The following is a 24810-nucleotide window of genomic DNA, read 5'->3' as shown; positions in this document are numbered from 1 at the left end:
GTAACTAAACTACTCTCTTTTTTTGATGCGTCTACTAAAAGCAAAAAAAGGTTCAGTAAAGACAATAATCGTCTTCACTGAACCGACTGGCTGTGCAAAAGTGGGAGCTAACTGGACAGTCTCATTACCATACATTGCAGAAACTACAATGTAGACCTAACATAACACCTAAAAGTAGAGCTACATTGCAGTAAATGCAGTAGAAACAGGCATAAGTATGGCCAACCAGCTCAAACCGATGGTTTCTATTGTATAAACTGCAGTGTAGCTCCTAAATCTTTGCTACCAAGAGAATCCTATTGTATAAAGTACAATGTAAGAAGAAGATTTCTTAATATCGTAAAGAATATACGGGGTTAAGGAATAGGCTGCAAGTACTCAACCGACTTACTTACACTAAGAACACCTGTATCTTCTCCACAAGTCGGTTCCATTCCACAGGCTTTGTATCAAAATCATCGCATCCCGCTTCAAAGGCTTTATCCCGATCACTTGCCATTGCATGGGCAGTCAAGGCAATGATGGGGATATGTCTAGTCTCCTGAGAAGCTTTCAATTTCCTTGTAGCGTCCCAGCCATCGATGACGGGCAAGCTCATATCCATAAGAATGAGATCGGGCAATTCTGAATTTGCTATCTCTATGCCTTGCTGTCCATCTGATGCCATAACCACATGATAGCCCTTGCGGATCAAGCGACGCGACAGCATATCCCGATTCATCTCGTTGTCCTCGACCAACAAAATTTTATACACGTTCTCCCCCCTCTGCTAGCGAAAGTGAAATCAAATGGCGCACTTCATGCAAGAGAGCATTGCGGTCTAGATGTCCTTTTTGCACGATGTTTTCAACGAAGCCATTCAGCCTCCGCCGATCCTCTTCTGTTATACTCTTCGCAGTTACAACGACGACCGGTATAGATCGCCATTCCTCGTGTTCACGCATTGCTGCAACAAACTCAAAGCCGTCCATCTCCGGCATCATCAGATCTAATAAAATTAAATGAGGGGCTTCTTCCTTCATTTGCTGCAATGCATGATGACCGTTGCCCGCTCTAGTTACACGGTAGCCTTCCCTCTTCAGCAGCTTGGTGATCATATCACTTGTCACAGCATCGTCTTCGATAACCATTACAGAATGCGATTGTCGTTCAGGTACATACTTATCTAGAGTCGAAATCAATCGCTCCCTATAAATCGGCTTAGTCAGAAACTCGGATGCTCCAAGCGCATAAGCCAGTCGCTGCTCGTCCATCATAGAAATCATCACGACAGGTATGTGTGCGAGCTCGGGATCGTTCTTCAGTGCAGCCAGCACATTCCAACCATCCATACCCGGCATGAGTACATCAAGGGCGATGACTGCAGGCTTCAGCTCCTTCGCTAAGCGGACACCCTCTTGCCCCGATTGGGCCAGCAGTACATTCCACTCTTCATGTCCCAAATAATGCTGCATTAACCGAAGCATAGCGGGATCATCGTCAATGACGAGAACGGTTCCAGCACCTTCGGGCGTAACACGTTCATAACTCCGAATCGCAGCAGTTAATGGTTCAGGCTGGATTTCCTCCAACAAGGGAAGCCAAATGGTGAATGTCGCACCTTCTCCTAATGTGCTGCTTGCGGTTATATTTCCGCCCATCATGTTGCACAGGCTTTGGCTGATAGCCAGCCCTAGGCCGGTACCGCCAAATTTTCTCGTTGTCGATGAATCAGCCTGCTTGAAAGCTTGGAAGACTTGATCCATCTGTTCTGCTGACATGCCGATTCCAGTATCTTGTACACGGAAAGCAATGCCAGGCAAGTCCGCTTCACTTTCAAAGCCCACTTGCAGCGTAATCATTCCGTCCTTTGTGAACTTACTTGCGTTGCTGAGCAAATTAAAGAGAATTTGTCGCAGCTTCGTGATGTCTGTTCGAATTTCGCCTTCTGTGCATTCTACTTTGATCTGGTTCTTATTCACTTCCATTAGCGGATGTACGGTCGTGACTACGTCATGAATCATGCTCGGAATATCACATTGTTCCAAGTACGGCTCCATCTTGCCCGCTTCAATTTTGGAAAGATCAAGTATATCGTTAATGAGTGTGAGCAAATGTCTGCCCGCCTTATTAATCTGGTTAAGATCATCGGCAAATGCAGGTTCACCCATCCCTTCCATATCTTCCTTCAGCATTTCACTATAACCAATAATAGCGTTCAGAGGGGTTCGTAATTCATGGCTCATGCTCGCCAGAAATTGGCTTTTGATCTGATTGGCTTCAACTGCTTCGTCGCGAGCTTTCGACAGCTCAAGTGTACGTTCTTTGACGAGCTCCTCCAATTGATCATTCAATTGCCGCAGCTCTTGATTTACATAATAGATTTCGCGAGTTTTTTCCTCGGCAATCTGTTCTGCAGCCTGACGAGCCTTCTTCTCCCGTTCAAGCTGTCTTCGTACTACATCAATCTCATTCATTGCTATATTCACCCCGCCTTGGTCAATTCAAAACGGGCCGAGGTTCCATCGCTCAAATTGATTCTCTTAACTTCTATGTCTTCCCCGTAATACGCTACACAGCCGAAAATAAGCCCCTCTGCCAAATCAGCAAAAGGTCGCGAAGAATTGTACGTCATAATCAAGGCTCCAGGTATGGAAGTATCATATTGAAAAGAGGGAAGCTCTGCTCCCGGATACAGCTTGAGTACTTCTACATGAATATAGCTGTCTACCTTTTGCAAAAACTCAAATACTGAGCTGTTTTCCTCCATAAAAACCGGGTGTTGCCCCAGCAACTGACCAAATAAATATTCCCCGAATGTCCGAACCAGATCAGCCACAGGTATGCTTGTTCGAGCGCTAAGCTCCACAATCAGCTTAATCATTTCATGGTGATCATAGGTGCCAACCGTTGTGTAGCTGCCCCCTGAAGGTAATTCCGATGCTTGAATAATCTGATCTACCAGATTCAGAGAGAACTTGTTTTCTACCATTTCCAAAAAAGAAGTAAAAATCATTCCCTTCACCGCTGAACCGCCTCTCGTTTGCTTTCATCATCACTTTTAATCTCTATGATACGCAAAAAAGCCTCAACAACCCGAGGATCGAAATGGACTCCGCTCTGCGTTTTAATTTCTGCAATGGCTTCCTCTTTTGTCCATGCTCGTTTATAGGGACGCTCATGCGTTAGTGCATCGTAGAAATCCGCGATCGCTACGATTCGTCCAGCAAGAGGAATATCTTCCCCGCTAAGCCCATTCGGATATCCTGTCCCATTCCACTTCTCATGATGAGATAGCGCAATGCTTTTGGCCAATTGCAAGACGGGGAACTGACTGCCCTCCAAAATGCTGGCGCCAATTTCCGTATGCTGCTTCATCTTCGCAAATTCCTCTGGCAGGAATCTTCCCGGCTTCAATAAGACGTTGTCTGAAATGCCTATCTTCCCGATATCATGCAGAGGTGCTGCACGTTTAATAAGGTCGGCTTCCTCTGCAGGTAGACCTAGGCGTAATGCAAGCCTTCCAGACAGCTCAGCAACTCGCTGTGTATGCTGCCCTGTCTCATCATCACGGTATTCTGCGGTACGACCCAATACATTCAAAATTTCATTTTTGGCCCGCTCAATCTCTTTGGTGCGCTCTCGAACACGCTTCTCCAAATTGTGATTTTGCTCTTGAAGCTGCAAATGGTAGTATCTTGTCTTCAAGAAGTTTTGAATTCGCAATACCACTTCCATCCGGTCGAATGGTTTCGTAATAAAATCATTTGCCCCTTCATGAAGAACCCTCGTCCTCGCTTCAGGCGTAACGTCAGCTGTTAGAACAAGAACTGGCAAATATTCGCCCTCCTGCTTCCATTTTTGCAAATGCTGCAGCGCCGAAACCCCATCCATTACAGGCATATGTAAATCTAATAAAATGATATCCGGTTGATTTTCTCGGTATAAAGCCTCTAGCTTCGTTGCATCCGTCGTCGTATATAGATTCGTGTAGCCCGCCCGTAACAATATTCGTTCTAGAAGATTAATATTATATTCCTGATCGTCTACGATCAGAAACTTTGCGGTTTTTCTCCATAGCTCATCCATTATTTTTCCTCATTTGCGCGTCTGTTATTAGATAATCCTTCCATACTTGCTACCATTATAGTTCATCATTCGGCATTAATCGAGATGAAAACAAACTCAGGAAGGGAAATTCTCACATTTTGTCGAAATAGAACTATTGCCAGAAAGAAACGAGTTGGAGTGATTAACAAATGAATCATGCTCATGGAACATACGATATCGTATTGGTCATCTTTTCTTATATCGTAGCCGTAGTTGCTTCCTATACCGTACTTGATTTGGTCGGACGAATTAGTACATCCACTGGACGCAAACGATCGATATGGCTCCTCTTTGGAGCTTGCGCCATGGGAATGGGCATTTGGTCGATGCATTTTGTTGGCATGCTCGCTTTTTCATTATCCGTCCCCATTGCTTACCATATGCCGACTGTTTTTCTTTCTGTCGTTTTTGCCATTGCGGCTTCCTTCTTTGCCCTTCATATCGTAGGCAGGGATCAGCTGTCGCTTCCTCAATTACTGAGCGGTGGAATCTTGCTGGCGAGCGGGATTGTTGCGATGCATTATATCGGGATGGCAGCTTTGACAATTGATATCACATACGATCCACTATATTTCTCCTTATCAATCATTATTGCTGTTGCTGCCTCAATCGCAGCATTGTGGCTGTCGTGTTATTTCCGCAAGGGAAGCGAGCATGTAAGCAGACACATATGGAAGAAGACGGGCAGCGGATTATTAATGGGGGCAGCCGTCGCTGGCATGCATTATGTCGGCATGATGGCTGCACATTTCGAAACAGAAACAGTACATTCACAACGACTAGACACCAGTATGATTCTGAATCAGGAGTGGCTTGCGTATATCATCTCAGGAGGAACTATATTTACACTAGGACTTTCTATTATCGGTATATATATATCGAATAAGTTCTCTATTAAAGATTCTGAGATTCAAGGTAAATCTAATGAAATTTATCAAATAAACCAGGAATTGCGACAGCTAAATGAGCACTTGGAGCAAATGGTTAAGGAACGCACATCACAACTAGAGAAAGCACATGATGAAGCCATTAAAGCAAATAGGATCAAGAGCCAGTTCCTTGCCAATATGAGCCATGAGCTTCGGACGCCTTTGAACGCCATAATCGGCTATAGCGAAATGTTAATGGAGGAAGCCGAGGATCTAGGTCAGCAGACTTTTGTAGAGGATTTAGAAAAGATCGGGAAAAGCGGAAAACACCTTCTCTCCCTAATTAACGATATCCTGGATATATCGAAGATTGAAGAAGGAAAGATGGATGTACATTACGAAACGTTCGAGGTACACGATTTGGTTCAAGATGTCATTACAACGATGAAGCCGCTTATCGAAAACAATGGGAATCAACTTCAAACGAATCATGTGCGAGGTGAAATAGAGGCTGATATAACTAAGCTGCGCCAAATACTGCTGAATTTGCTCAGCAATGCGAGTAAATTCACACACAACGGAGTTATTCAGTTTAACGTCTATGTTGAAGTTAAGGAAGGGAAGTCAGGCTATAGCTTTCTCATTAAAGATTCTGGTATCGGGATGAGCCCCGAGCAGCTGGAAAAATTATTTCAGCCGTTCACTCAAGCAGATGCTTCCACAACTCGCAAGTATGGCGGTACGGGACTTGGGCTCGCTATTAGCAGCCGATTCTGCTCCATCATGGGAGGACACATTTCGGTTGAGAGTGAATCCGGAGTGGGAAGCAGCTTCGTTTGCTGGATTCCCATCTCACGAGCCCCTTCTTCATCTCGCGATGTTCAGAGGGTGTTTCTCTAGAAGGCGATTCCTTTCCGTATTTATCTGGAATATGTTCGCCTTTTTTCTCCTTTTATTCCACTTTACTTCTGAATGTTTAGTTCTTATATAGATTTATCGCTTAAAATAGCTGTTAAGTCCCATTCCACATGTCTAAACATGTCGGATAGAATAGAAATAAGTTGAGAAATAAAGGGGAAAATACGCTTTGAATACGAAAAAAACGCGCAGTAGTAACCGCCATGAACGCAGCCTTGTATCTTTGAAGAAAACAACTCTCATCATCTTTCTAGCAATAGGTCTCCTACTCATTGCTACTTGCGGAGTTCTGTACAACAAATATTTGAATCTGCTCGATAACAATCTACAATTTACAGTTGCTGAAAATCTAAGTAATAACAAAAATAATGAGAATGTGACGATAGAGGATGAGCCTATCCCCGAAGGAACTATCGACGTAGCGAATGAAGAAGAACCGATTGAGGATAAGAAAGAAAGCAGTGAGGAACAGAAGGAAATCACTGAAGAAAAGAAGGACAGCAATGAGGATATTCTTCCTATAGAGTCCGATACTCCACCGGTCAAAGAACCAATTGCCAAACCTGAGGTTTCCAAGCCAGCTGAGGTGGAAAAGCCCGTTCAAGAGCAAAAGGATAGCGACAACAAGCCCGCTGGCAGCTCGAATGAAACCGTAAAGCTGCCAACTACCTATATCGTTCAAAAAGGGGACACGCTCAGCTCGATATCCGAGAAATTCTATCATTCGAAGGAGCATTACTCACTGCTTGCCGAGCATAATCATATTTTGTTTATTAATGATATGAAAGCAGGAGATAAACTCAACATACCTGCGTTGTCCTCTGGTTCGGGTTCAACAGGTAGCAAACCACAGAGTAGTAAGGATTATTCTAAGATCACTCTGCCGGCAACCTATTTGATTCAGGCTGGTGATACGCTGTCCAGCATATCCAAAATGTTTTATAAATCCGCGGAATATGTGAACGTTATAGCGAAGGAAAACAAGCTTGATAGTAACGCAGGCTTGAAAGCAGGCAGTCATCTCATCATCCCTTCTCTTAAAAACGACAAGCCAGATGAATCTGATGACAACTGGGGTACATCACCTGGGTTCGAATCAACGGATCATACCGTTAAGAATGGTGAGACGCTATACAGCATTTCCAAAGCCTATTACGGCTCTAACAAATATGCCATGTTCATTGCGGATTACAATCAAATCGTAGACATTGATAATGTAAAAGCAGGTACGGTACTGAAAATTCCAAAAAAATAATATTAATATCGTCTTTATCAAACTAAGCAGCATCCAATACAATTTTCGAAAAAACCGTTGGTGATATCGAAAATGGTGTTGGATGCTCTTTTGATTTCCCTCCCTTTCCCCGTTATCCAGTAAATCTAATTATAATTTCACCAAAAATTGCGATGAAAATAATTGTAAGCTAGAATGTTCCTTAGCAAGTAATAAGGACGGTGCGTCTACGTGAGTGATTTGAAAAATAACAATAAAAATCACGAGTATATTTCACTCGAAGGCATGTGCTTTAAGCTTCGGGAAATTGAACATATCAAAAACAATACAAATCCATGGGAATTAAGACTTCAGTTTATTGAGTCCCATATGATCCTTATTGCGGCAAGCGGTCAAGGCTGGCTCACCATTGACGGCCAATTTACCGAGCTGCGACAAGGCAGCGTTTATGTGTGTACGCCCGGTCAACTTATCGAAGCATCCGCGCACTCGTTTGATGAACGAGGCTTTTATCATTTGCGATTTGATGTTATCGGGGACAACGAATCGGCTTTCAATTCGATGCAAATTATTAAGCGTGACAGCCGTTTCCCTGTAAAAGGAGAAGTTATCGTTTCGTCTCCGGTTTCCGTTAACGCTTTATGCGAAACCATGTTCCAATGCTTGCATGATGAGGATCGACTAAAAAGGTTTCGCAGCCAAATTGTGTTTCAAGAAGTGTTGTACACCCTCTTTCAGGATGCTTTACTTGTGCAAGAGAATGATTCAGAAGCAGCGCTTGAATATGTGAAAACCTATATTGAGCAGCACTATCAACAAGATTTGACGATAGAGCATTTGGCTAAGGTTGCCGGAATCAGCTCCCGTCATTTTATGCGATTGTTCAAAAAAAGGTTTGGCTGCAGCGCGATCGACTATTTGGCTATCTTCCGAATCACGCAGGCGCAGCAGCTTATGAGAATGGGCGGCCAATATCGTCTTCGGGATATCGCACGGCATGTTGGCTACAATGATGATATTTATTTCAGACGCAAATATAAGCAGATAACAGGTATGCCTCCCGCCGAATTTATGAAGAGAAGCAGGTTGAAAATAGTCGCGTATCATACCTTTAATATCGGGCAGCTGCTTGCCCTTCAAATCACTCCATCCGCTGCACCAGCTGTTCACCCATGGACTGATTATTATCAGAGAAAGTATCAAACGGATTCGGTACTTCCGCTCAGTTCAAATGAAATCGTGAAAATGGACGAGCTTAGGCTCGCAAAACCCGACTTCATTATAGGTATCGACAACCTGATAGCTGCTGAGGATCAGAAGAAGCTAACGGAAATCGCCCCTACACTTTTGGTGCCTTGGATGGAGAAAGATTGGCGCCAGCATTTACGCTTGATTGCAAGGTTTCTCGGTAAAGTTCCAGCAGCAGAAACCTGGCTTGACAACTATGATCGAAAGGCTCGTTTTGTAAGAGAACAGGTCCAGCACACAATTAAAGACGACAGTCTCCTTATTCTGAGGATTACCGGAGATCGGTACCATGTTCTAGGAGATAGAAGCTTAGGCACGGTGTTTTATTCTGATTTGCACGTTGTACCCGCGTCTGGTGTCAATCGAATAGATCCAGATCAACAGATAACCCCCGATCAGTTGATCGATTTCGATGCGGATCGACTTCTGGTCATCGTGGACGAGGATGCCCTTTCGCAATTATGCTGGCAATCACTCATACAATCTGAGTTATGGCGCAATCTGAAAGCAGTCAGAAATAGTAGAGTTGATTTTCTCCCCTCCTACCCTTGGGTAGAGTATACGGCTTTTACTCACGATCTCATGCTCGGCGAAGCACTGAAGCTATGGCGTAATCGTACATAAAAAAATGTCGGTATCGTCAATATTCTGAACTAGTAATTTCATCTATACTCCTACTTAGTGATAATGATAATCAATTGTATTGCGTGATTGTCAAATATAATAAGAACTTTCAGGAGGGGCACCAAGAGAATGAAACGAAATGGACGTTTATTTGTAGGATTAGTTATCGTTTTGTTATTAATGATTAGCACTGCTTGTGGAGCTGTGAACACCGAGCCGAACAAGAACAGCATGACAACTGGAGAAACTGAAGAAAACAATGCAGGTGCATCGGATAAGCAGCGTGTGGTAAGTAGTTTGAAAGGAGACATCAGCATTCCAGCTGATCCTCAAAGGGTCATTGGACTTTCTGTCGTCTACCCTGAGTTTTTGTATGCACTTGGCGTAACGCCGATAGCGGTACAAAACTATCATGAGGATTTCCCTTCCTACTTAAAGGAACCGTTCAAAGATACGTTGAAAATGGGAATTGCCCAAACGCCTAATTTTGAAGCTATTTTAGCCTCTGAACCAGATTTGATCATTGCTCCGACGTGGTGGTCCGATAAAGATTATGATCAGCTGTCAAAAATCGCACCAACCGTTCTTTTGCCGCAGCGTGATAATTGGCGGGATGAATTGCGGGATATCGCTGAGGTTTTCGGCAAGAAGGAACAAGCTGAAACGATTATTCAAGATTTGCAAACGAAAGAAAGCGCAGCTAAAGAGAAGCTCCAGTCCCTTGTTGGAGACGAGACGGTTATGTACATGATGATTATGGCGAAGGAAATCGTTATTTACGGCGAAAATATTGATCGAGGCAGCTTCATCCATAAACAATTAGGCTTGAAACCTGTCAAAGATTTTCCACAGAGCGAAAACAGCCTTTCAATTTCTTTGGAAAAAATCCCTGAATTTAATCCTGACCACATCATTTTACAGCTCGATGATGAGTCCAGCGAAGAAGTTCAAAATAGGTATAAGCAAATGATGGAAAGCTCGTTATGGAAAAACATGACGGCAGTTAAAAATAATCAGGTTTACATGATGGGCGGCAAGGAATGGTTTAGTCTTGGCATGTCACCTTTGGCAGATAGCTACGCTATTGATGAAGTCGTGCAGGCTTTTGAAAATAAACAAAAATAATTGGAGGGTATGCAATGGGCACGGTTGATTATAGACTACTGGAAGAGCAGTTTTTCCTGACTAGGTATGAGCTAGAAAACACCGTGCTTATCATACCAGCGTCCGACCTATTAAAAGAAGAAAATATGATGCGCTTGATCGACACATACAGTTCACTCATTAAAGCAAAAGAACGCTCTACTGCAGCAGCGTTTTTTTGCAGTTGGTATGCAAGTGTATGCTGTGCGATGCAGCACATGTTGTTTCATTGCAATGAGGTTATGCTGGATCTATCCTTATCTAATTTGACCGTACAATTATATGCGGGTGAACACTATCCCCTTTTTTCATTTAAAATCAACGAAGAACGGTTAATCAAAATTCCGATAATGGAACGGGATACTTGGCGCAAGAAATCGCTCGACTCCTTTTATAGGGAACAGGTAACACCCTTGATCGTAATTTTGTCCCAACTGACTCAAATGAACGTCATTCCATTATGGGGTCAAATCATTAATGCGTTATACACTCAAATGGAAGACCAGTTAAGTGCAGCCTCCGATGAAGAAAGCCGAGAAAAGATCAGAAATTATTTTCAAATGCTCTCTTCTAATGTCGAGGCTAGTGCGTTCGGACTCCGTAAAAATCCGTTTAATAGAAAGCTGACATTCATTGAACACCCGAATAACCCTGATCAAACTATGTTATTGAAAGCAGCTTGCTGCCTAGCTTATCGCTTAGATATCGAATTCGGCTACTGTTATGAATGTCCTCGATTGAAAGAAACGGATCGTGCAGCAATGCGAACGAAACTTTGTCCATATTAGTTTTAGCCAAAAAAAATACAGAGCAAGGGTGATTTCCATCCCCACTGCTCTGCACTCCCCATCCAAACTATTTATTTTACCCGAAACGTTCTCACCGCGTACTTGCGTACAACAATAAGCGCAACAACAAAGTAAATCAATGTCAGTGTAATTATAATAACAGTGAATGGCACGGTCGGTATTCCCAAAAAGATACAAGCTCCGCTCGCTGCAGACACGCCCATATTCACGACATAGTAGAGCGGGTTTTTCACATTGAGCTCTGTAGAATACGGTTGAAAAATGTAATACATAAACAAATGATGCACGGTAAAGAAAACGGATAATCCAATTATACAGATCCAAAGCATGAGCAGTTCTCTACCCAGCCACTCCCCACCCATTGTTATGCTGATAGCTGTTAATGATATTCCAAGAGCAGCGGCAATCAACAGGTTCAAGCCCATTATTTTTTTGAGCCTGATAAAGAAATGGCCATAGGCCGCACTCCGATAGAAGCTGTATCTCATTAAGCTAAGATCGCAGTTGTAGAACATTGCCTTGCAAATATTCTCTCCTACAGACATGTTGTACATAATCAGAAGCAAGAAAGGGAAGATCACCTCCAAACCCCATTTCGAGTTCAACAACTGCTCACGGAATAAAGCGATGAGGATTACACCTACGACACCGAATGCGCCGACGATTACTAATCGCTTGTTAACCGGGCTACTGATCAAGCTGCGATGCCTTTGGAAGAAAATAGCGCTCAGATAAGCGTATCCTTCCTTAGACTCTAGCTTCTCCTGTTGCTTCTTATCTACCATATAGTCGCTATCCTTCGACTGAACGCTCTTCTTCTGCGCGTCCGTCACCATACGACCTACATCCAGCAGCGGATCATCTCTTTTGCTTGCGGCATCAACCACTCCATTGTAATCGGAATAACGCGCCAGCTGAAAGGCAGCAAACAGACCTCCAGCCGCAATCACAATAGAGACCGGTAGACTCATAAGAATAGTTCCAGTTAACAGAACCTTACCTAGCAGAAGCGGTAAATACGCAGCGGCATATCCAAGAAGAATAACGCTCCAAACGATGCCAGTTTGTTTAATCAGTACCTTACCAGTTTTCTCGAAAAGCTTGAGATGTGCATACTCCGCCACAATTCTCCACAGTGTGACCAATATCGTTAACAGAATCGCCTCTAGGATGGAAGCACCCGCGAGTGTTCCAAACAACAGCATGGCAGGCAGCAAATACACTAAAAAAGAGATATAACGATATCCAAGCGCGGCCTGCATATACCTCGTCCCGGACATTCTCATCAGCTTCACGGCTACATATTTCTCTCGTTTTGGTTCAAGTATAGTCGCGCTGCTAACGGCCGCCACCACAAAGCTGATTATTACGAAAATATGTAAAAACTGCTGCAGCCGATCCTCTTCGGCCATTCCCTCCCCTAAACCAACTATCGGTAAGTACACCATTAGCCCAAGATAAACGAATCGGAGCATTAATCCCCAGAGCTGGGTGATTATCATAGCGATAATAGAAACGGACTTTTTTAAACCTAAATTAGCGTAAAAGCTATTCCTGACTAACTTGCCGATCAGCGGCAGCTTCTGAATGTAATAAATGAGCATATTTGCCGTAGTGGATGTCCGTATGGCTAGCAGCGTATTAATTGTTCTCAGCATGGTCTTCATCCTTCAGCAGGTTAATGACGGACTGCTCAAATTCCGCACTGTGCAGCAGCTCTGACGGCACGCCGGACAATTTCCCTTTGTTCAATACAACCAGCTCGTCACACAAATCGGAAGCCAATTGCAAAATATGCGTAGAGAAAATTAGAATATGATCGTTCTTCATCTCTCTGAGCATATTCTTCATCTCAAGAGCAACAATGACATCAAAGGAGGTTAGCGGCTCATCAAGTAAAATGACTGGCGGCTTCGTTATAAGAAATAACAGCATTTGCAGCTTATTCTTCATACCGTGCGAGTATCCTTTAATCAGCCGGTGGCGATCCTCCATTGTCATGCTCATCATGTCAAAATAATCGTCAATTCCCCGCTCCATTTGCAGCTTGCCTCGGTTAATATCCATAAAAAACTTAACAAACTCATAACCCGTTAGAAACTCGGGCAGAATCGGCAGTGAATACACATACCCCACATCCTGCTCGCTCAGCTTCCTCGTCTGCCCATTCTCCTCCATCAGTACCTGTCCGCTATCCATGCCTTTCTCTCCGCTCAGGCAGTCGAACAGCGTTGTTTTACCCGCTCCGTTACGGCCGAGCAGGCCATATATTTTTCCTTTCTCAAAGGTGAATCCAGCACCCTTAAGCACCTGTTTATCCTCAAACTGCTTGACGATATTCTCTATGATCAGACGCATTTGCATTTCCTCCAATCGCCCCCAAATATTAGCATGCTATTTTTATACGAGAAATGGGATCGAAAGGTCGCGTATTTATTGGCCTTAGTCATCCACAAGACTCATCTTCTACATTGCAGCGAGGGAGATCTTATACGCTCAGCCAGCCCAACTCTTTGCTGACTTCTCGAATGACTTCCCCTATTAGAGCCTCATTCTGATGTTTGCCCGGTTCAGAATTGGTCATGACGACGATGCCGCTTTTTATGTGAGGATGAGCTACCATCATGCACTGAAAGCCAACTCCCCAGCCTTGAGAAACAAAATATGTTTCTTTATTCGCTTGATGAAGGAAAACCCCGAGGCCAACTCCTTTTTCGCATCCATAACCAGTTAGCATCATTTGGGCTAAATCTTGTCGCAAGATCGAAGTGGTGTCACCATTCCATGCCTTAATAAGTTCAATCGTTAATGAAGCAAATTCAGTCGGAGTCGTCCATAAACCGGCACCAGATAGGTTTGGATAATGAACTCGTTTCCCTTCAACTGCACGGCCAAATTTATCATGTCCTGCCACCGCTCCGGCCCCAGCCTCGACGCTAACCATACCTTGCCCGTTTCCAGTATGACCATTCCAGAAAAATGTTCGCTTTAAGCCTAAATGCGCTATGACTAACCTTTCCATAACATCTGCAAAACGCTCCCCTGTTACATCCTCGACAATTTGTTCTATAACCATATAACCAGCATCGGAATACGAGAATCGACTTTTCGGTGTATATTTAACTTGAGCAGATTCTGGATAATATGAGGTCTCTCCTGCAAGTATAGCTTTTGGGGTTGGGACTGGATCTTGTTCATTATAGACGCCAAAACTTTCTTCAGGATCTACGAAACCCGCTTGATGAGCCAATAAACTGCGCAATGTCACCTTTGTTTGCTCAGAGTACTGGTTCTCCGGAACATGCCATGAGGTCAAGTAGTGATTGACATCTTCCTCTAAATCTAGCAAACCTTCTTGGACTAAACGAAGTACTCCAATAGCAGTAACCATCTTACTCATCGAACATGCATGGAATAGACTGTCAGCTGTAATTTCAAACGTTGTACCCGCCTCTGTTACCCCGTGACTCTCACACCGCTCGATTCGACCGTCCTGAAAAACAACAATTCCGATTCCAGGAACGAAATAATGACTCATTCTTTCTTCTAATTTGAATGTTTGCTGCGCTCCCTGATCCATAATATCTACTCCTTTTTGTTATAAACCCCAAAAACATGAACATAAGTTCTCTTTTTTCTATTCTACCAAAATTCCCTTGCCAACAATCTACTGAAGAAACTAGCGATCGATAAAAATCCAAAAACGGCCATGCTGGCTTAAACCGTGGTTGTGATAGTTCAAGGCGACTCAATCATAATTAACTTAAAAAGTTTACCCCTTTTGAGACGGCCTCATTTCCCTGAAAACGACCAATTCAACACAAATAGATCTAGAAACTAGATCTATGATGCTGCCTATTCCGCTAATGTGCCTCTAAAGCACCGGATTATCAGTAATAAGTCTAGAAACTAGACGTATTTCCCTGAAAATGACCAATTCTACACAAATAGATCTAGAAACTAGATCTATGATGCAGCCTATTCCGCCAATGTGCCTCTAAAGCGCCGGATTATCAGTATTAAGTCTAGAAACTAGTCTTATTTCTCTGAAAACGACTAATTCTACACAAATAGATCTAGAAACTAGATCTATGATGCTGCCTATTCCGCCAATATAGCGCCGGATCATCAGTTACCTCTACTTTAGGGACATCCTTTTAATTAATTGCTTCATCCAAATCAGGGTCCAATCCAATTGGAATGTTAATCCGTTTATACTGATTTATTTTGTTCTTCCATATTGCTTGGCATAGGACATAATGCGCCAATACATACCTTTATCATTCATATGCTTCAGCGGATAGAACTGAGGTCTTGTATTCACTTCAAGAATCCAAGCATTTCCCTTTTTATCCAAGGCAACATCGAGTCCAAGCTCCCGAAACCCGTTGCTATGCTTGTCAAATAACCGCCCGACCGATTTACCAAGGTTCTTCAGTTCTTCTTCTTTCCGTTTAATGCTAGCTTTGCTGAAACCCGATTTAGACAATGTTTGCTAATTGCCCGCCTTGGTGGTAGTTTGTTGCGACTTTTCCCGGCTTGCCTATTTTCGTGAAGAGAGCGGTACTCTTCCATACGCGATTGTTCTTTTTTTGAACCATGACGCGAATGTCAAAAGGTCTGTCATTCGCGGCAGCGAGTTTGATGCCCTTCTGCAGTAAATAGGAACGTCCTTTTGCACGTTTTCTTCAATTGAACGTAAAGATCGTCGAGTGTTGAGCAACGTTTTTTGTCTGAGTTATGCTGGATTTGAAAACCATTCACCAGTTTTTTTATGCGTACAATATTAAAACCACCCGTGCCAGTGGTAGGCTTGAAATAGACGGTTGAGTATTGAGATAGTATGCTGCTAAGGTTGCTGCGGCTAAAGAGCAGCGTATGAGGAATATAAGGTCATATTTTTATGTTTTTCAGCAGCCACTTTGTTTTCACCCATTTGCTCTTATGCGTAGTGCTTTTGTATTTCACACTGTTCAGCTCCCCTCTATTTTCTAGCATATGAGTTGCTAGAAAAGCCGGCTCGTGCTCCTGTCTAGTGCCTATAGCATATCTTCTAATCTTCACTTTTTTTTCTTGTGGAAAATTTCTAGTCATAATACTTGCAAACAATAAAGACGGAGAATGAACATATGTTCATTCTCCGCCTTTATTCCTTAATTGTTCTTCTGTATGTTCTCCAGATGAGTATCTAGGTTTTCAAACGTTTGCGTTATACCTGGAATCATGCCCATATCGATAACCGTTTGCAAAGCTTCTGGCGATGCGTATTTCGCGGTATTAACTAACTTCGTTTTACCATCTTGCTCGATGAAATCGAGTGTAACCAGCGTTTGTGGCATATTTTCCGCAACATTGCCTTCCGCATCCGAGAAACAATCCGTATAGACAATTTGCTTCGGCGCTGAAATTTCTTTATAGAACGCTTTGCCCCACGACTCCATACCGTAGAAATCACCTTGGTTCTTATCTTCGCACTTCATGCAATAATGCCATGTACCACCCGGACGGAAGTCGACGTTGCATACGGGAAGGGTCCAGCCTCTCGGCCCCCACCAATGTTTCAAATGCTCTGCCTCCGAGAAAGCTTTAAAAACAAGCTCAGGTGGTGCTTGGAAAATACGCTCCAATACAAGTGTGCTGCCTTCCACTTTCGATATTAATTGATTAGTTAGGTTAGGGTTACTCATAAAAAACATCCTCCTCATATTTGCAAACATTATCATTCCGTTCACGGCTTATTGCTGTTATTGCTTTTCTGTTCCTTTGCTTTGCAGCGCCTGAAGATAATCATCCAGTCGATCGTAACGTTCCTCCCACATACGCCTGTATGATTCCAGCCAAGCATCCATCTCCTTAAACGGATCAAGACGCAGCTTGTAAATGCGACGGTTAGCTACAGCCTGCACCTCAACGATACCGGCATCACTAAGGACGCGCAAATGCTTGGACGCCTGAGGTTGACGTAGCCCGAGCCTCTCGGCGATCTCCCCAACTGTTAGAGGACTCTCGCGCAATAGTTCAACAATCTGCAGGCGGTTAGGCTCAGCTAAGGCACTCATAACGTTAGCATTCATAATCAAATCATCCATTCGAATTATTTAATTAACGAGTTCTTCTCTTCCTGCGAACATCGTTTAATCGACTCCGGAGCGCCTCCTTCACTGTATTTCCTTTTGTTGAATTTAATATACCATACACGGAATATTCCTGTAAAGGAATATTCAAATTATTTTTCAGCCATGCTTTTGTTCAGCATTCAATAACCAAAAAAAACACCCCTTAAATTGCATCAGAATAACCAAAGGTTTATTCCGATGTCTATTTTAAGGGGTGAACTTTTAAGCGGTTACAAATTTCATTCCCAGCTCTAACTTGATTTCGTGATTACAATATATGACTCAAACAGCTTTGTGGTGGGCGGCCGGTTACTAGACGCCCATCTTGGACGTAACCTTCTTCTCGTCCTTCCAGCTCTTTAATGATGCGAGCCCTCCACATTTCCAGCTTTTCTTTCCATGCCGGGTCGGCTGCTCGATTTACGATTTCTTGCGGGTCGTTACGTAAGTCGAATAATTGCTCCTCGCCCGATTGGGAGAACCATATGTATTTCTCCATACCATCGGTTCCATAATGATTGGAAAGCATTCCGAATTCATGCTCACCGTGAATATAGTCGCGCCAGCTGGCAGCATGACCTGCGCCAAGCGCCAACACACTCTGTCCTTCGATTGATTCCGGAATAGGTGCACCAGCTGCTTCAAGCAGGGTTGGCATAATGTCGCGAAGCTCAATAACTTCCTGCCTCCTGCTTCCTGCTTGAAGCTTGGACTGACCTGTGGGATCGTATAAGATGAAGGGCACCTTCGCACTTCCCTCATAAGGCAGCGCTTTACGGAAATAATAGTGATCCCCCAGTAATTCGCCGTGATCCGAAGTAAACAAAATAATCGTATTCCGATGAACGCCATACTCCTGCAGAGAATTGATTAGCCGTCCAATTTGATCATCCAAATGTGTGATAAGCGCATAATAGGCAGCTTGCGCTCGCTTCAAGCGTCTTGCAGGTACTTTGCCGTATACCGTTGTCGGATTGTATCCTCCTCCTTGAAGAGCCGCAGCCTCGTCCACCCAATCGCCAATAGGAGGCTCAGGCAGTTCTATATCCTTATACATATCAAAATAAGCTTGCGGCGGATCGAGCGGTGAATGCGGTCGAACGAAAGAAGACCATAGAAAGAACGGTTTGCTGGGATCACGTCTTCTCAAAAAATCAATAGACTGTGTCACCGTCCAGTTCGTCGGGTGTAACGATTCCTTCAAATGCCATGGTCTTGCCACCGTTGATGCGTTGCAATCCAGTCCGTTGTCGGTGATGTCTAGTTCAGCCCCTTCAACTGAGCGGAGCCAATTCAAATAATCGTCCACCTGATCGTAATGCTGATCGGCGGTATTAGCCGATTTGTCTCGGTTATGATGCAAGTAGCCATCGTGAAGCACGACGTTATGGAAGCCGCATAAATTTCTTGCCGGATACACATGCATTTTGCCTACACATTGCGTATGGTAACCGGCCTTTGAAAGTTCTCCCGCAATCGTATGCTCATAATTCCAAGGTATTTTGTCCCTATAGCCGACTCGGCCATGCGACCGTTGACTGAGCCCGGTCATAATTGCAGCCCGTGCTGGCACACAAGTCGGTGTCGCTGAATAGGCGTTCGTGAACAACACACCGCTGCGTGCCAAATGATCAAGATTCGGGGTTTCAACCACAGAATGGCCAAGCAGACTTAAACAGTCCCATCGCATTTGATCGACGGTTATCATTAGAATATTGGGTTGCATCATTTAGACCACCTCTCACCAAAGTCCTTGTCCACCTATTCGGCGGACAAGTGTGTTAATGAACTTCTTAACTGCTATTATAATTCCGCCTAATGGAAAATAGTGATAAATTTAAAAATTAAATGCTGCCACGATCATGACTAGTCGTCAATTGTAATAGATATACCGGATTCTTTCTGATGAAATCACTATTGAATTGGACTTCTTCACGATTAATGGTTTAATATAAGCGGGATAAGAAAATATGAGGAAGAACAATCCGAGGAGGAATGACCAATGCCTACAATTCAAGTAGAAGGAAGAGACGCCATTCAGGCAGTTGAAGGTACGAAACTGGTGCTTGCATTAGAGGATAGCGGAATCGACATTCTCCACAGATGTGGCGGCAATACCAGATGTACAACATGCGCAGTAGAGGTCCTAGCTGGAGATGCAGGCGAGATCGAAGAGGCTGAAGCGACAGTCCTCCGCAACAAAGGGATCGAGGATGCGGCTATCCGGCTATCTTGCCAAATTCGGCTACATAGTGATGTAACGGTCCGGCTTATTAAGACAGCGACTTCTACAGGCTTGGAGCCTGGTACCCGTCCTCAGGAGTGATCGAGCCACCTCTTTATCGCCATATACGGCGTTGAATAAGTAGTTGCGATCACCACGATATGGGTATAGCAGAGACTAGCGGCTAGTAAATTGAAAGGCTGGGATTCCTCGTCTGAGGACTCCTTGCCCTTTTTTCGTGGTCAAACTAATGTAGCCGAATTGAGTTTACAAAACAACAAAAAGGGCGGTGTGTCACCAGAATGGTGGCTGACCCGACCCTTTGTCTGTTAGTATTGAGCATTGTAATGAATACAAGCACTGAAGGTTGTCCCAGATAGAAGTCATATGCTTATCTGCATTTCCACGACTGTTTTCTGCAACGTTTTTTGTTCACTTTGACACCGATCTCAACAGCCGTTATCGAAGAAATTTTAATGTAAGTTATGATGCCTTGTACATTAAGAATAACGCTGTCATCTGAAATGCCCATATAAACACCAATATGGGATGTTCCATCAAAATGAATCCGAATATTAGCTGTTCCTACTCCAATTCGCAGAAGAACTTTTAAAACGCTGCTTTTGCATCCATCACTTTTGTGGCAACTGCTTTTGTTGCCACTACTTTTGCATCCATCACTTTTGCTGCCACAGCTATTATTTCCTCCGCTTTTATTGCCGTGGCTTCGGTTCTTTGAACTTTTGTTGCCTCGGCTTCGATCTCTTCCGGACTTGCCTCCACTTTTCCCCGACATTCCTATCATCTCCTTAATATTAATAGATTCACTTCTATCATATGGAGATTACTAGATTTCGGTGTGTATCCGGCAGCTCAATGGGCAATATAAAAAATGCACCGCCCGTTGCTTGCATCTTGCTCACAAAGGGATGCTTTTATGCTTCGAGGTCGATGCTCTACTATTCTTTATTTTCTGTACACTTAATGCGATCAACAATTGAGCTGAGAAGTAGGTGGACATAATAAGGATGCCTGAATAGGGCACATCTGCGACAAACTTATTCCAAGCCAGTATCGAGTCAGATGCAACGAACAGGATCGCACCAATAATCGCAAATGTATTGCGACTCATAATTGCCGTCCAACACATCGTTCCAATAACGCTAATGTAGACAACGACCGGAATCCATAACCCGTTTAAACTCTCATCCATCGAAATACGCTCATAAAAGCGACTGCCTAGCAGTACGGAGTAAATGATGATAATCAATCCCGCAAGCGAACCGAACCAGTTCATTCGCGATTGCTGCCTAAACCAACGAACGATCATTGCGGCCACATAGAACAAATGCCCCGTTAGAAAAGCACCCAATCCGAATACAAACCAATGATCATCGGGAAGCAGAAGGAACGCATCTCCCAATAGGCTAAACAGCAGCCCTATCAGAATCAGCTTCCTATAAACCGCTTGATCACGTCCATCTGGTACACTACAAATAACGAGCGTAATAACGAGTGCCATTGGCAGAAGCTTAAATATCCAATGCAGCACCGTGCTGTCCACTGATAACGTGGCAAGATGAATCAAACCTGTACACACAATAAGTCCCAGCAATGTACTTCTACGCATATGCAATCCCCCTTATTCCCTCACTTTACCCGAATCCAGAAAGCATGTAAACGCTGACATAAGCCCGAATAGTTTTGCCTTATTTCCACTTATCGATCCAAATGCAACGATGGCGATGTCTTTCTCACATTATACCTGACCTAGCTAGAAATAAAGCCAGCCCAGTGTGTAACTTAACTGATGCGTTCGTGGCCGAATCCCAATGAGGTAGGTAGTTTTTATATAAAGTGTCTCTGTATATTGAGTGCCCCTGTTGTCGATGGGGGCGCTTTTTTGTTCCATTTCAAAGCTTACCGATGTTTGGGTGCAATATAGTTTGTTTAACTATCGTTCCCCGTTATTTCAATCAAAGATACCATACTCATCCACGAATAGCGTTGCCTAGAATAACCGCATCGAGTTTATTTTCCAGTAATCGCCTTGTGGATTTCTCAAGATATAACTCACCAGCATAGAAATTAAGAGCAAAATGAGCCTATGATTCAATGTATTTTTCCCATTGCTCTTTTGTTCCAACAAAGAAAGTAAGTCTTTCAGGTATCTTCACTGCTGTTTCACTTGATTCCCCAAAAGATCCAGATGAAGTTCCTAGTCCATGTATCATTGGTACATTTGAAGGTATTTTTATTAGTTGTCCATTAGTTTCAGAATAATAAAAAACCATAGGGCCAGTAACGTTTTTGCTAGAAGTTTTTATTTTTCCGGTGGAATAAACCTCATATACGATATAATTCCCATCTTGCTTTAATGCGGGGGAATTTGGTTGTTCATATATAACTTCTACCAAACCCGTATAATTTTTAGGCAATATAAATTTATGAGTTTGTTTATCTGTTATATAGAAAGATATAATGCCTACCCCAAAAACAAGACAAACAGCTATTGTCGCAGCTAATATACCAAGAGTTCTTATCATATAATCACTTCCTAACATAAAAAATATTACCATTATGAGATAATCTAACCATAATAAAAAATAAGCAGACTTAATGCAGGTCCCGAATTAATAATGTAGCATTGCCATTATTTCTTTCTCATCAAATTTTTCTTGCTTCAAGGTTAACAGAAATTTCTTCTGTCGAGCAGTTCTAAGTTATGTAGAACCTGACGCCCGATAGGACTTCGGGTCTTTCCTGCAAAAATAAATACTTTAAAAGAAGAGAAGCGTCCTTTTTGTAAGTCGTTAGTGGCATTATCGTAGCCTGCCCGTTAGTGTGGAAAAGGCAGCTGATCATTGTGATCGGCTGCCTCGGTGTCTTTATTGAACTATCGTTAACCGTTAGTCGAACATTAATTAGGTTTCTGCCCTAACTTCCAAGCAGATTTGGAGGTCTCGACTGGTACTTGTCCATCGATCGGCGGCTTAAGAAGAAACAACTGGAAGACCGCCCCGCGCGGTAACCGGAGGCAGCGTCCGGAGTCCGATTTTGCCCAGGTAGAGAAGCACCGGCTCGAGATGGCTGACGATGGGGCTGACGATGCCGAACTCAAGCGCGTCCATCGACTGCCGCAGGCTCTTGATGAAGGTGAGCATTTCCAGTATCGGCAGCTTGTCGGCCTCAGCCAGCGTATGGCCGGCGATGTGGATATCCCCCACGCTTTTGCTCATCCCGGTTCCCCGGCACGCCGGACACTCCGTTTTTTTGGAGAAAAACGAGATCATCCTCAGATTGCCTTTGCTGGTCGTGCCCGCCTCGATCATGGATTGAAGATCGAATACGCAGCCGCGGTAATAGTCCGTACGCAGCCTCTTGTTATGTACAAACGAAACGGGTTCCTTGTCGTACCCATACAGCAGGACAGAAATAAACCGCCGATCCTGCTCTTCGAGTGGCCTTAGATAATCGATTCCAATCATCGCAGCCAGCTGCCTGATTCTCGGGACCGGCGCGCAATCCGTTCCGGCCCACAAGAGGACTGCGCCGTTCTTGAGCGACAGTTCGGGGGCGATCATGCGGCAGGGGTCGATCTCGGCCCGTACAACGGTTCCACCGCATTCGGTACAAGGAACGTAAGAACCAGCGCCCCTCGTCTCCGCTATGAATCCATAAAGCTCGCCAAGGTACTCCGATACGGTCATCATGACGCCGACTAGGGCACCCGGACGTTTCGGGTTGAACGGTCTAACCGGAATCTGCTTGCGATCCATGGGCTCACGCTCCTTCAGTTGCATACGATTTATACTTTCAAAAAAAAAGCGCTTGGGACATTTGGCCTCAAGCGCTTTTTCAACCGAACTTAAAAATTTATTCGCCCAAACTTCCAAATGGAACTTGTACAGGCGTAGACTTATTGCCATTAAAATCTTCCAAAACAACCTCAATAACGCCAGGGCTTCCTAGAACTCTGAGTGATCTTAGATCGTCAATACCTCTAATAGCATATGCTCTTCCATTGAATGTGATCGGGTTGCCGTTTTGCCAAGCATATAAATGCCACCAGTCATTGGATATTGGCCCTGATAGTTGTACTTTTTGAAATCCACTCATTGTAGCTATTCCCTCATAAACGTCAGAATGATCATCTTTTAACACGCCTGTATCATCTGCATAAGTAATTACGTTACCCTTGGCGTCCAGCAATGAAATTCTAACTGTATATGCACTTCCGTCTGCAATTGGAACTTCAACTTTCACTGCATTGGTTCCTTTTGCCACAGCCGTTGAATATACATCTTTTGTTTCGGAGTAGTTCAATGTTACGTCTACTTTTGCTTGTTCGTATTTAACCGCCGGAGTTTCCCAAGTTACATCAACAGAACCGACATTTTCTTCTATCTGGATATTTTTAACAGTATTCGAGAAGTCTTTTTCTACAACTGCTGCATTACCTTCTCTTCCATCAGCCCCAACAGCTTTAACTTTGATTTTCACAGTACCTTTCGGATCATATAAAGACTTAATATAAAATCTGTCATCATAGGTTCCGCCTAAGAATATTTCTTTGCCATCCTTATATTCCGCATACACATTGTATTGTTGTACTTTGTTGTAATCTTCCAAATTCCAGGAAATATACATTTCGGAAGAATCAAATGATTTATCGATTTTTAAACCAGTTGGCGCAACAGGTTTAACAACTGTACCATCGGTAATGTTAATTTCACCAACGTTAAATTGATAATCCTCAATCGTTCCTTGTTCTGAGGTGAAAGATAGTCCGAAGGCTGCCAACGTTTTACCCGCATATTGAGACAAGTCCAGATTTTTTTGAACCCATCCTTTCGTAGTTTTATTTGCTCCGCTTGGAATTTCAATGTATTCGGTCTTTGCTGGATCATCTTCAAAAATCAACCCGACTTTAACGCTGCTTGCATCGGTAACGGATGGTTTGTTGAATGTAATGTTTAACTTTGATTCTTCTTTAATGTCTAATTTTGTTTTGTACAAAGAAATAAAATTCGTTGCATCCAAATCCCCAAAGATTGCCAGAGAGCTGCCGCCATCATATCCGCCAAGCTGAGTATAATCATATCCCGCACTATATTTCTTGCCATAGTCGAAATCCACTTTTAAACGGGTACCTTCCGTGTCGATCCGCCATTGCCATGTTGGAAGAATGTCCTGGATATTGATATTAGCCCATTGGTTATCATTCGAAACTTCACCGTCTACAAAATATTGCATGCCATGTCCGGTATTAAAGTCCGTATAGAAATTTGAACCATCAATGACAGATCTTTCAGAAATTAATGCTGCTAGACCCGGCCATGTCTTATAGTTTTTACCTTCGTTTGGTTTTCCACGATTAGGATCATTGGCAGTTTTGACAGGGTCTGGAGTAGCATTTAGAACTGCATCCAACAATTGATCCTGTGTCATGCCAGCTGAAGCAAGCGTCCCTTTTCCCCCGGCATATGTAGGAGCATCTGCAGCACCTGACCACCATGTTCTTTCTCTTGCGGCA

The 24810-nt window shown here is 43.5% G+C and carries 24 protein-coding genes; 6 read left to right on the top strand and 18 right to left on the bottom strand.

Going from position 1 to position 24810, the window contains the following annotated elements; translation table 11 throughout:
* Positions 1 to 391: 391 nt before the first annotated feature.
* The 4 genes from AC0YN6_RS16460 to AC0YN6_RS16445 are packed head-to-tail and all read right to left on the bottom strand — an operon-like array spanning position 392 to position 4068.
* Positions 392 to 754 carry a response regulator gene (locus AC0YN6_RS16460; protein ID WP_475748142.1) on the bottom strand — a complete coding sequence of 121 codons (363 nt, stop codon included), beginning with the start codon at positions 752 to 754 and terminating at the stop codon, positions 392 to 394.
* Entirely contained in the window at positions 747 to 2456 is a 1710-nt protein-coding gene (locus tag AC0YN6_RS16455; RefSeq protein WP_475748141.1) for a response regulator, read from the bottom strand. The genes AC0YN6_RS16460 and AC0YN6_RS16455 overlap by 8 nt, the downstream gene beginning before the upstream one ends.
* An 8-nt stretch (positions 2457 to 2464) precedes the next feature.
* Positions 2465 to 2995, bottom strand: a complete 531-nt coding sequence (locus AC0YN6_RS16450) for a heme NO-binding domain-containing protein (protein ID WP_475748318.1) — start codon at positions 2993 to 2995, stop codon at positions 2465 to 2467.
* 5 nt (positions 2996 to 3000) lie between these two features.
* On the bottom strand, positions 3001 to 4068 hold the full coding sequence (locus AC0YN6_RS16445; protein ID WP_475748140.1) for an HD domain-containing phosphohydrolase: 1068 nt from the start codon (positions 4066 to 4068) through the stop codon (positions 3001 to 3003).
* 170 nt (positions 4069 to 4238) lie between these two features.
* Between AC0YN6_RS16445 and AC0YN6_RS16440 the strand changes: the two genes are divergently transcribed.
* The 5 genes from AC0YN6_RS16440 to AC0YN6_RS16420 all read left to right on the top strand — a co-directional run bounded on the left by AC0YN6_RS16440 (position 4239) and on the right by AC0YN6_RS16420 (position 10913).
* Positions 4239 to 5858, top strand: a complete 1620-nt coding sequence (locus AC0YN6_RS16440; RefSeq protein ID WP_475748139.1) for a sensor histidine kinase — start codon at positions 4239 to 4241, stop codon at positions 5856 to 5858.
* A 187-nt stretch (positions 5859 to 6045) separates the two neighbouring features.
* Positions 6046 to 7131: a LysM peptidoglycan-binding domain-containing protein gene (locus tag AC0YN6_RS16435; RefSeq protein WP_475748138.1), complete on the top strand. Its 1086-nt coding sequence runs from the start codon at positions 6046 to 6048 to the stop codon at positions 7129 to 7131.
* A 210-nt stretch (positions 7132 to 7341) separates the two neighbouring features.
* Positions 7342 to 8982, top strand: a complete 1641-nt coding sequence (locus tag AC0YN6_RS16430) for an ABC transporter substrate-binding protein (RefSeq protein ID WP_475748137.1) — start codon at positions 7342 to 7344, stop codon at positions 8980 to 8982.
* Positions 8983 to 9111: 129 nt separating this feature from the next.
* Positions 9112 to 10107: an ABC transporter substrate-binding protein gene (locus AC0YN6_RS16425; protein WP_475748136.1), complete on the top strand. Its 996-nt coding sequence runs from the start codon at positions 9112 to 9114 to the stop codon at positions 10105 to 10107.
* A gap of 14 nt (positions 10108 to 10121) precedes the next feature.
* Positions 10122 to 10913 carry a hypothetical protein gene (locus tag AC0YN6_RS16420; protein WP_475748135.1) on the top strand — a complete coding sequence of 264 codons (792 nt, stop codon included), beginning with the start codon at positions 10122 to 10124 and terminating at the stop codon, positions 10911 to 10913.
* 71 nt (positions 10914 to 10984) lie between these two features.
* Here AC0YN6_RS16420 and AC0YN6_RS16415 read toward each other — a convergent pair whose 3' ends face one another.
* The 9 genes from AC0YN6_RS16415 to AC0YN6_RS16375 all read right to left on the bottom strand — a co-directional run bounded on the left by AC0YN6_RS16415 (position 10985) and on the right by AC0YN6_RS16375 (position 18779).
* Positions 10985 to 12592 carry a hypothetical protein gene (locus AC0YN6_RS16415; RefSeq protein WP_475748134.1) on the bottom strand — a complete coding sequence of 536 codons (1608 nt, stop codon included), beginning with the start codon at positions 12590 to 12592 and terminating at the stop codon, positions 10985 to 10987.
* Positions 12576 to 13292 (bottom strand): ABC transporter ATP-binding protein, encoded by a 717-nt coding sequence (locus AC0YN6_RS16410; protein WP_475748133.1) that lies wholly within the window; start codon positions 13290 to 13292, stop codon positions 12576 to 12578. The genes AC0YN6_RS16415 and AC0YN6_RS16410 overlap by 17 nt, the downstream gene beginning before the upstream one ends.
* Positions 13293 to 13422: 130 nt before the next feature.
* Entirely contained in the window at positions 13423 to 14514 is a 1092-nt protein-coding gene (locus AC0YN6_RS16405) for a serine hydrolase domain-containing protein (protein ID WP_475748132.1), read from the bottom strand.
* A 642-nt stretch (positions 14515 to 15156) separates the two neighbouring features.
* Positions 15157 to 15423, bottom strand: a complete 267-nt coding sequence (locus AC0YN6_RS16400; RefSeq protein ID WP_475748131.1) for a YheC/YheD family protein — start codon at positions 15421 to 15423, stop codon at positions 15157 to 15159.
* The gene (locus AC0YN6_RS16395; RefSeq protein ID WP_475748317.1) at positions 15416 to 15580 is read right to left on the bottom strand and encodes a YheC/YheD family protein; all 165 of its coding nucleotides are present in this window, start codon (positions 15578 to 15580) and stop codon (positions 15416 to 15418) included. The genes AC0YN6_RS16400 and AC0YN6_RS16395 overlap by 8 nt, the downstream gene beginning before the upstream one ends.
* Complete coding sequence (locus tag AC0YN6_RS16390; protein ID WP_475748315.1) at positions 15558 to 15779, bottom strand: YheC/YheD family protein; 222 nt, start codon at positions 15777 to 15779, stop codon at positions 15558 to 15560. The genes AC0YN6_RS16395 and AC0YN6_RS16390 overlap by 23 nt, the downstream gene beginning before the upstream one ends.
* 308 nt (positions 15780 to 16087) lie before the next feature.
* Entirely contained in the window at positions 16088 to 16621 is a 534-nt protein-coding gene (locus AC0YN6_RS16385; RefSeq protein WP_475748130.1) for an SRPBCC domain-containing protein, read from the bottom strand.
* A gap of 57 nt (positions 16622 to 16678) precedes the next feature.
* Positions 16679 to 17008 (bottom strand): ArsR/SmtB family transcription factor, encoded by a 330-nt coding sequence (locus AC0YN6_RS16380; RefSeq protein ID WP_475748129.1) that lies wholly within the window; start codon positions 17006 to 17008, stop codon positions 16679 to 16681.
* A gap of 310 nt (positions 17009 to 17318) precedes the next feature.
* On the bottom strand, positions 17319 to 18779 hold the full coding sequence (locus tag AC0YN6_RS16375; RefSeq protein ID WP_475748128.1) for an arylsulfatase: 1461 nt from the start codon (positions 18777 to 18779) through the stop codon (positions 17319 to 17321).
* Positions 18780 to 19052: 273 nt separating this feature from the next.
* On the opposite strand from AC0YN6_RS16375, the gene AC0YN6_RS16370 reads away from it, so the two are divergent.
* Positions 19053 to 19376 carry a 2Fe-2S iron-sulfur cluster-binding protein gene (locus AC0YN6_RS16370; protein ID WP_475748127.1) on the top strand — a complete coding sequence of 108 codons (324 nt, stop codon included), beginning with the start codon at positions 19053 to 19055 and terminating at the stop codon, positions 19374 to 19376.
* Between the two features lie 507 nt (positions 19377 to 19883).
* Here the strand turns inward: AC0YN6_RS16370 and AC0YN6_RS16365 are convergent.
* The 5 genes from AC0YN6_RS16365 to AC0YN6_RS16345 form a co-directional block, all read right to left on the bottom strand.
* Positions 19884 to 20057, bottom strand: coding sequence for a hypothetical protein (locus tag AC0YN6_RS16365; protein ID WP_475748126.1), 174 nt, complete (start codon positions 20055 to 20057; stop codon positions 19884 to 19886).
* Between the two features lie 136 nt (positions 20058 to 20193).
* Positions 20194 to 20904, bottom strand: a complete 711-nt coding sequence (locus AC0YN6_RS16360; RefSeq protein WP_475748125.1) for a lysoplasmalogenase — start codon at positions 20902 to 20904, stop codon at positions 20194 to 20196.
* A 475-nt stretch (positions 20905 to 21379) separates the two neighbouring features.
* Positions 21380 to 21820 (bottom strand): DUF6843 domain-containing protein, encoded by a 441-nt coding sequence (locus AC0YN6_RS16355; protein ID WP_475748124.1) that lies wholly within the window; start codon positions 21818 to 21820, stop codon positions 21380 to 21382.
* A 447-nt stretch (positions 21821 to 22267) separates the two neighbouring features.
* Positions 22268 to 23053: a hypothetical protein gene (locus tag AC0YN6_RS16350; protein WP_475748123.1), complete on the bottom strand. Its 786-nt coding sequence runs from the start codon at positions 23051 to 23053 to the stop codon at positions 22268 to 22270.
* A 97-nt stretch (positions 23054 to 23150) separates the two neighbouring features.
* The coding region (locus AC0YN6_RS16345; protein ID WP_475748122.1) for a GH85 family endohexosaminidase C-terminal domain-containing protein at positions 23151 to 24810 on the bottom strand (1660 nt) is incomplete at its 5' end.

This window comes from Paenibacillus sp. J22P15, from assembly GCF_056269345.1.
This window is presented reverse-complemented; position numbering and strand designations above follow the sequence as displayed.